Below are 7,239 nucleotides of genomic sequence, written 5' to 3' on the forward strand. Positions count from 1 at the left end.
GACCTACACCGACCCCTGGACCGATGAACAGGTCACCACCCACACCACCGTCGAGTCCACCACCACAACCACCGACCCCGAAGAGCCCGACACCGACGACCCCGACGTCCTCGACGAGGACGAGGAAGACAAGGAAGAACCCATGACTGCCTCCACCGCCCGCGCGCCCCGCACCGCCCTGGCCGCCACCAAGGCCAAGGCCTCCAAGGGCACCACCGCCCGCGACCTCTACCGCATGATCGCCGGTGCCGCCACGGGCGACCGGAAGATGCTCGCCGCCCTCTCCGACGTCGTCCCCGCCAACATCCTCGGCATCGAGCTGCCCCAGTACGTGGGCGAGCTGTGGCAGGGCAAGGCCTACGTCCGCCAGTTCATCCCCGCCTTCAACCACGCCGACCTGGCCTCCTACACCGTCAAGGGCTGGAAGTGGAAGACCCGCCCCCAGGTGGCCGCCTGGGCAGGCAACAAGACCGCCGTGCCCTCCAACACCATCGAGACCGAGCAGGTGGAGATCTCCGCCGCCCGCATCGCCGGGGCCCACGACATCGACCGCAAGTTCCGCGACTTCAACGACACCGAGTTCTGGGACGCCTACTTCCGCGCCATGACCGAGTCCTACGCCCGCGTCTCCGACACCTCCGTCCTCTCCGAGGTCGTCACCGAAGCGACCCCCGTCATCCGGGGAGCTGTCCCCAGCGGCGTGGCCGAAGGCCTCGTCCAGATCGTCGACGGCATCCTCGCCATCCTCGCCGAGACCGACACCATCGCCGACACCGCGTTCATGGCCACCAACCTCTACCGCGACGTCCTCCTCACCCGCCAGGACGACGTGCTCGCCTACCTCAACGCCGCCCTCGGGTTCGAGGACGGCACCATCCGCGAGTTCAAGATCAAGCCCACCGCACAGATCGCCACCGGCAAGACCCTGGTCTCCTGCCGCGACGCCGTCACCGTCCACGAGCTCGGTGGCGAGGCCCCCATCCGAGTCGAGGCACTCGACATCGCCAAGGGCGGCGTCGACGAAGGCGTCTTCGGCTACTACGCCGTCAACGTCCACGACGCCGGTGGCCTCGCCCTCGTCTCCGCTGCTGGCGCGTGACCATGGCCGACACCCCCGCACCCACCGGCTGGCTGACCCCCACCGACGACGACCTCGTCGAACTGTGGCCCGGGTCCGTCGACCTCAGCGAGGACGCGCTCACCACGCACCTGGACGCCGCGCGCACCCAGTGCGAGGACTTCGCCCCCACGCTCGCCGAAGGGACGCCCGTGCCCAGCGCCTGGAGGCTCGCCCAAGCCCTCCAGGCGCGGGCGCTGGCCCGAGCGGGCATCGTCGGCGCTGACAACCAGGCCGGCATCTACGGGGAGGGCGTCACCGTGTTCCCCATGGATTGGACCGTGAAGGCGCTCCTGCGTCCCAAGCGCGGCAAGCCCGTGGTCGCATGAACGCCCGCAAGCACCTGCGCGACACCCTCCCCCAGACCCTGCCCGAGGCCTGGCGCGTCATGAGCGCGCCCCGCACCCTCGACGCCCTCCCTAAGACCCCCACCGTCGTCCTGTGGACCTCCAAGGTCGCCAGGCAGGAACTCAGCGTCGCCACCATCCTCCGGTGGGACGTGGAGACCTGGCTCCTCCTGCCGCCCTCACCCGACCCCGAGGCAGGCGAGGACCGCCTCGACTCCGCCCTCCTCGACTACATCCAAGCCCTGGAAGCCGACTCCGACCTCACCTGGAGCGAGGCCGAGCGCGGCACCCTTGCCGACACCCACGACGGCTACCGCGTCGTCGTCACCCTCACCCTCCGAATCGAAAGCGAGTAACCCCATGGCCTCCATCGTCGTCGCCAAGCCGTTCAGCCTGAAGACCGCAACCGTCACCATCGCCCCCCAAGGTGGCACCGTCTCCGACTTCAGTGACCACATCAGCCAGATCCAGTTCGACCCCTCCACCTCCGCCTCCTCCTGGACCAGCGTGTCCGGGAAGGTCATCCAGGAGAACTCCGAGCCCACCTGGGCCGCCACCCTCGCCCTCGTCCAGGACCTCGACCAGGCGGGCCTCCTGCGCTACCTGCTGACCAATCAGGGCAAGAAGGCCACCATGGCGGTCACCTTCAAGAACGGCACCGACCCGTGCAACATCACCGTCACCCTCTCCGCCGCAGGGATCGGCGGCACCGCCGACGGGTCCGTCCTCTCCTCCTCGGTGACCTTCCCCATGGACGGCGCGCCCGAGTTCGAGGCCGCGTAGTGGCCAGGCGGGGGCGGGCGAGGAAAGGACGGCGCTCCCTCATCTCCGCCGTCGATGGACCCGACGAGATCCGCGCCGCCGTGCTCGCCATGAAGCGCGCCGACAAGGACCTCCGAAAGGACATCAACGCCCGCACTCGCGCCATCATGGGCCCCGAATGGACCCAAGGCCTGGCAGACCACGCCACCCGAACCAGCGACAGGATCATCCTCGCCGGTGCCCGAATCGCCGCCGGGAACCCACCCCAGCTCATCGCCGGGAACTCCAAACGCAAAGTCGGGCGCGCCCTGGTCCCCGTCGAGAACTGGCCGCTGTGGGAGTACGGCACCGACCAGCACTACCGACACGAGTACACCCGCCGCTCCAAGGGCGGGGGCACCCACACCGTCAAGCGCGACACCATGGCCGGTCAGCGCCGCCGCTCCCGGACTGGCTACGTCATCGGCCCCGCCGTCGCCACGCTCCTCCCCCGCCTCGCCAGCCTCTGGGTCCAGACCATCGTGCGGACCTACCTCGACGCCCTCGACGAAAGGAAGTGACCATGGGCAAGCCCTTCAAGCTCTCCCTGGTCTCCGACGTCCGCGACCTCCTGCGCGGCACCAAGGATGCCGAGGAGGCCCTCGACCAGGTCGCCGACAGTCTCGACGACCTCTCCTCCGCAGGCTCCGACGCCGGGTCCGACATCACCAAGAGTGTGGACAAGGCCGCCGACAGCCTTGACGAACTCTCCGACCAGGGCAAGGACGCGGGGAAGGACGTCGCCAAGGGACTCGACAAGGTCGCAGACGCTGCCGACGAGGTCGGGGACGAGACGAAGAAGATGGAACGCAAGTTCTCCGACGCCGTCGACTCCATGAAGTCCGGGGCGAAGTCCGCCGGGAAGTCCATCGGGGACGACGTCCAGCGCGGCACGAAGGAAGCCAGCGAAGGCGTCTCCGAGTTCAAGGACGAAGCCCGCGACTCAGCTCGCGAAGCGGCCGCCTCGTTCTCCGGTGAGTTCGACGACGTCGGCGACCTCGTCCAGGAGACCCTGGCCAACGCCCTCGCCGGGTTCGGCCCCGTAGGAGCTGCCGCGGGCATGGCCGCAGCAGCTGGGATCGGCATCCTCATCTCCAGCCTGCAGGCCTCGGCCGAGGAAGCCGAAGAGACGAAGAACAAGGTCATCGACCTGGCCAACGAACTGGCCGAAACAAGCGGCGACCCCGCCGCCCTCGACTGGGCCTCCCGCCTCCGCGACACCCTCACCGAGATCACCGACGACAAGTCCTGGATCGAGTTCTGGCAGGACGCACCCCGCACACGCCTGGAGGAATGGAGCGACGCCGCCGACACCTACGGGATCTCCATGAGCGACATGGCACGATCCGTCACCGGCGACATGGACGCCCTCGCCCGCGTCTACGACGACATCGACCAGAAGGTCGCCGCAGCGGAAGCCACCACCCAGACCTACGTCACTGCCAACGGCCAGGTCGTCACCGTCGTGGACCCCGCCGTCGAGGCACTGGGCAAACTCCGAAGCGAACTGGAAGAGCAGACGGGCGTCACTCAGGACGCCATCGCCCTCAACGCCCAGATGGAGGACGCCCTGGCCGGGATCGGGGACGCGGCCGCCGACAGCGCCCAGGTCACCGAGGACTATCACTCCAGCGTGGTCGACTCCCTCACCGGGGCGGGCGAGGCCTGGGACCAGTACGTCGAGGACGGGAAGGTCAACCTCTCCGAGTACAACGCCGCCATCGAAGCCCAAGCCGCAGCCGTGGAGTCCTTCGAGGCCAACCTCGTCACCGCATCCTCCAACCTCTCCCAGGAAGCCCTGGACTACATCCGCAGCCTGGGCCCCGAAGCCGCCCCACTCCTCCAAGCGTTCGTCGACGCGCCCCTGGAGGAGAAGCAACGCACCGCCACGAACTGGGACACCCTCGGGCGCGCGGCCACCGACGGCTACAAGCAATCACTCAATCTCGACTCCGCCACCAGCTCGGCAGTGTCGGCCGCCCAGCGCACCGCCAACGGGAACCCCATCACCTTCAAGACGGCGCTCCAGAACAGCCTCCAGGACGAGGTCAACTGGGCGTACAGCCGTCTCGCTGTCCCCACCGTCCGGTTCCCCGGCAAAGTCGTCCCGATCATCGACTGAAAGTCCGTCATGACCTACTCCGCGCGCTACCCGAGCCCAGACCTGTACCCCGCCCAGCATGGCATCTACCCCATCACGCCGACCGCCCTGCCAGACGGTGATGCTTGGCTCATGGGCAGCAACGGTACCGCCGTCGCCCTCCTCGCCGTCACAGGCATGACCGGGAGCCGAAACTCCAACACCACCATCCGGCCCACCAAGAACGGCGACACCGCTCTCGTCGACATTGCCACCTGGGACGCCCGCACCCACACCCTCACCATCCTCCTGCCCGACTACGCCACCTACCGCTACATCGAAGATCTCTACCGCTCTGGTGCCGCCGTCACCCTCATCGACCCAGGCAACCCCTGGGACGGCACCGTCACTATCTCAGCAGGAACCATCGACTACCGCGCCATCCCACGACCCGGCTCGCCCGCTCGCATCGAGATGACCATTGAGGTGGCCGAGCAATGAGCCTCTCCGACGCACTCTCCCGCCTGGCTACCAGCGAACCCGTCCAGCACCTGACCCACGTTCAAAGGCGATCCCTTGTGGCTGAACAGACCGAAGGAGGGGAAGGGGAGTGGATCGACATGCCCGATCCGCGCGCGTGCCGAATCGAGTTCAACGAAACCACACGTCCCTATGCCACTGTCACCCTCACCTGGGCAGCCGCCGACTGGGACCAATGGGCCAACATCGACCCACGCAACATCGAGGGTCGTCCCCGCCTCCGGATCTCCTGTGGCTATCACTGGCCCATAACCGCAACCAAGATCACCGAACAGACCGCACTCGTCGTCCTCACCCGCATCGAGAGCGACGAATCGGGCACTGTCACCGTGACCGCCGAATCAGACGAGATCCTCCTCGAGAACGACACCGTCAGACCCGGACGCTCCTACGAGGTGGCCGCCAATGACTCCGACATCGCCGCCATATGGACTGCCGCCCGCGACGCGTGCCTATGCCTATGGAACATCGACATTCATCAGCACGACGCCATCGATCCCGAGCTCCTCGACGGCGTACGCGCTCTGGACCTCACCCAAGGGGACAACTTCGCTGACTTCCTCTGGGCGCTCGCCGACACCGCAGGCCTCTGGCTCCACAGCGATCAATCCCCCACCTCAGAGGGCGGCCTCGTCGCGGTCGCCCGTCAAGACATCACGACTCCGGTACTCGACCTGTCCACCGAATCCACCCACCCGCTCCTGCTCCGGCGAGCCCGGCGCGTCAGCCTCGACGAGTACGCCTCGGCCGTCGACCTCACCGTCCGCTGGACGGAAGACGACAAGGAACAGCAACTAACACGCCGCTTCGTCGCCCGCGGCGCGATGCCCCACGTCGTGACCAAAGACCTCCGCCTTCGCCCTCCCAGCTTTGGCGGGGTGCGGACTCTCCCCCCAGATTGGCCACCCGGCATAGCCCTGGTCGACCGCATGAGCATGCGAGGAGAGGTCGAGACCATCGAAGCACGCTCCTGCTACTGGCTCCGCCCCCGCGACACAATCCGCACTGACTCCGGCCGCCTCCTCGTCCGCAGCATCGCCTTCGACACGACAACCGGCCTCATGAACATCACTGCACGCCCCTACTGAAAGGTATTCACCAATGGCACGCACCAACTGGACCGACTACCCGTCCACCGCGACGCCCCTCAATGCAGCAAACCTCAACAACATCGAAACCCGAATCGAGCAAGCACTCTCCAAAGCGGTAACCGCTCAAGAGACAGCCGAACATGCACAGGAGACCGCCGACAACCTCATCGGGGACACGGGATGGCTGAACCTCCTCAACAAGGCAGGCTCCGCCACAGAACTGCGCGTCCGACGCATCGGAAATGTCATCTACCTCTCCGGTAGCCTATATGCCGCCTCCAACAGCGCGATCGCCAACGGTGCATCCGTGTCTGGCCTCGGCACGCTCCCCACCTCATGTTGCCCCACAGCGACCCGATACCTTGTCGTTGCCTCCTGGGTCGCCGGTGGATCACCCGCCTACGGTCGCACGCTCACCCTGCGCATCTACTCCGATGGCACCCTCACCCTCGACAATGCGAGCGGAAACGCGTCGTCATGCGCAGTCATTGACGCCGCGTTCGTGTGGTGACCCCCATGGCACCCAATCGCGCCGTCACGGACACGGCCTGGTCCCCGAACTATCTGGCAGGACGCCCCGCTGGCGCGCCCGACTCCATCACCATCCACCACTGGGGCGACGACGGCCAGACCCACCAGGGCGTCGTCAACCTCCTGTGCCGCCCCTCCTACGGGCTCAGCGCGCACTACGTCGCGTCGTCGGGCAGGATCACCCAGCTTGTCCACGACTACGACCGAGCACAGCATGCAGGACCCCGCGGCAACCCCCGCTCTATCGGCATCGAGTGCCGTCCCGAGATGAGCCCCGGTGACGTCGAGACCGTGGCTCGGCTCATCGCCGCCATCCGCAGCGAGTGGGGACACCTCCCCCTCGTCGGCCACCAACAGTGGCTCCCCACCGCCTGCCCCGGCAGATGGATGCCCATACTGGGCACCCTCTCCGCCCGAGCAGACCAGATCGCCGCCGGAACCACCGGCAGCACCACCACACAGGAGGACGACATGACACCCGACCAGGCCGCGAAATTGGACCAGCTCTACTGGGCGCTGAACAACAGCATCCTGCCCGCCCTGGGGCGCATCGACCGTGCAGCAGGCAAGACCGCAGAGCCGGTGGATGTGGACGCGCTCGCCCAGCGCATCACCCCCGCCCTCACCGGCCCCCTCGTTGACGCCCTGACCGCCCAGGGAGCGACCGGCCTCACCCCCGACCAGGTGCGCGCCGCCACCGAGGACGCCGTCCGCGCGGTGTTCGCCGACGCA

The 7,239-nt window shown here is 67.5% G+C and carries 10 protein-coding genes; all 10 read left to right on the forward strand.

The genetic code is table 11. The features are described from left to right. Window positions 1-1,099 (forward strand): phage major capsid protein (locus BQ9890_RS16015; protein ID WP_075893349.1); only part of this gene is annotated, 1,099 nt, incomplete at its 5' end. Between the two features lie 2 nt (window positions 1,100-1,101). Further along, the gene (locus BQ9890_RS14425) at window positions 1,102-1,446 is read left to right on the forward strand and encodes a hypothetical protein (RefSeq protein WP_075893351.1); all 345 of its coding nucleotides are present in this window, start codon (window positions 1,102-1,104) and stop codon (window positions 1,444-1,446) included. Then, a complete protein-coding gene (locus tag BQ9890_RS14430; RefSeq protein ID WP_075893353.1) occupies window positions 1,443-1,820 on the forward strand; it encodes a hypothetical protein in 378 nt (125 codons plus the stop codon). The genes BQ9890_RS14425 and BQ9890_RS14430 overlap by 4 nt, the downstream gene beginning before the upstream one ends. A gap of 4 nt (window positions 1,821-1,824) precedes the next feature. Next, window positions 1,825-2,247, forward strand: coding sequence for a hypothetical protein (locus BQ9890_RS15575; protein ID WP_075893355.1), 423 nt, complete (start codon window positions 1,825-1,827; stop codon window positions 2,245-2,247). Continuing rightward, window positions 2,247-2,786, forward strand: coding sequence for a hypothetical protein (locus tag BQ9890_RS14440; protein WP_075893357.1), 540 nt, complete (start codon window positions 2,247-2,249; stop codon window positions 2,784-2,786). Before BQ9890_RS15575 ends, BQ9890_RS14440 begins: the two co-directional genes overlap by 1 nt. A gap of 2 nt (window positions 2,787-2,788) precedes the next feature. After that, on the forward strand, window positions 2,789-4,387 hold the full coding sequence (locus BQ9890_RS14445; protein ID WP_075893359.1) for a hypothetical protein: 1,599 nt from the start codon (window positions 2,789-2,791) through the stop codon (window positions 4,385-4,387). Window positions 4,388-4,396: 9 nt separating this feature from the next. Next, entirely contained in the window at window positions 4,397-4,846 is a 450-nt protein-coding gene (locus BQ9890_RS15580; RefSeq protein WP_075893361.1) for a hypothetical protein, read from the forward strand. Then, window positions 4,843-5,973, forward strand: a complete 1,131-nt coding sequence (locus BQ9890_RS14455) for a hypothetical protein (RefSeq protein ID WP_078062618.1) — start codon at window positions 4,843-4,845, stop codon at window positions 5,971-5,973. The genes BQ9890_RS15580 and BQ9890_RS14455 overlap by 4 nt, the downstream gene beginning before the upstream one ends. A gap of 13 nt (window positions 5,974-5,986) precedes the next feature. After that, the gene (locus BQ9890_RS14460) at window positions 5,987-6,487 is read left to right on the forward strand and encodes a hypothetical protein (protein WP_075893365.1); all 501 of its coding nucleotides are present in this window, start codon (window positions 5,987-5,989) and stop codon (window positions 6,485-6,487) included. Between the two features lie 5 nt (window positions 6,488-6,492). Then, window positions 6,493-7,239 (forward strand): peptidoglycan recognition protein family protein (locus BQ9890_RS14465; protein ID WP_143226475.1); only part of this gene is annotated, 747 nt, incomplete at its 3' end.

Source organism: Actinomyces provencensis (assembly GCF_900155435.1).
Classification (GTDB): Bacteria; Actinomycetota; Actinomycetes; order Actinomycetales; family Actinomycetaceae; genus Pauljensenia; species Pauljensenia provencensis.

Coding starts and splice junctions, on each gene's coding strand:
- BQ9890_RS14425 (WP_075893351.1), top strand. CDS start 1,102: ATGGCCGACACCCCCGCACCCACCGGCTGGCTGACCCCCACCGACGAC.
- BQ9890_RS14430 (WP_075893353.1), top strand. CDS start 1,443: ATGAACGCCCGCAAGCACCTGCGCGACACCCTCCCCCAGACCCTGCCC.
- BQ9890_RS15575 (WP_075893355.1), top strand. CDS start 1,825: ATGGCCTCCATCGTCGTCGCCAAGCCGTTCAGCCTGAAGACCGCAACC.
- BQ9890_RS14445 (WP_075893359.1), top strand. CDS start 2,789: ATGGGCAAGCCCTTCAAGCTCTCCCTGGTCTCCGACGTCCGCGACCTC.
- BQ9890_RS15580 (WP_075893361.1), top strand. CDS start 4,397: ATGACCTACTCCGCGCGCTACCCGAGCCCAGACCTGTACCCCGCCCAG.
- BQ9890_RS14455 (WP_078062618.1), top strand. CDS start 4,843: ATGAGCCTCTCCGACGCACTCTCCCGCCTGGCTACCAGCGAACCCGTC.
- BQ9890_RS14460 (WP_075893365.1), top strand. CDS start 5,987: ATGGCACGCACCAACTGGACCGACTACCCGTCCACCGCGACGCCCCTC.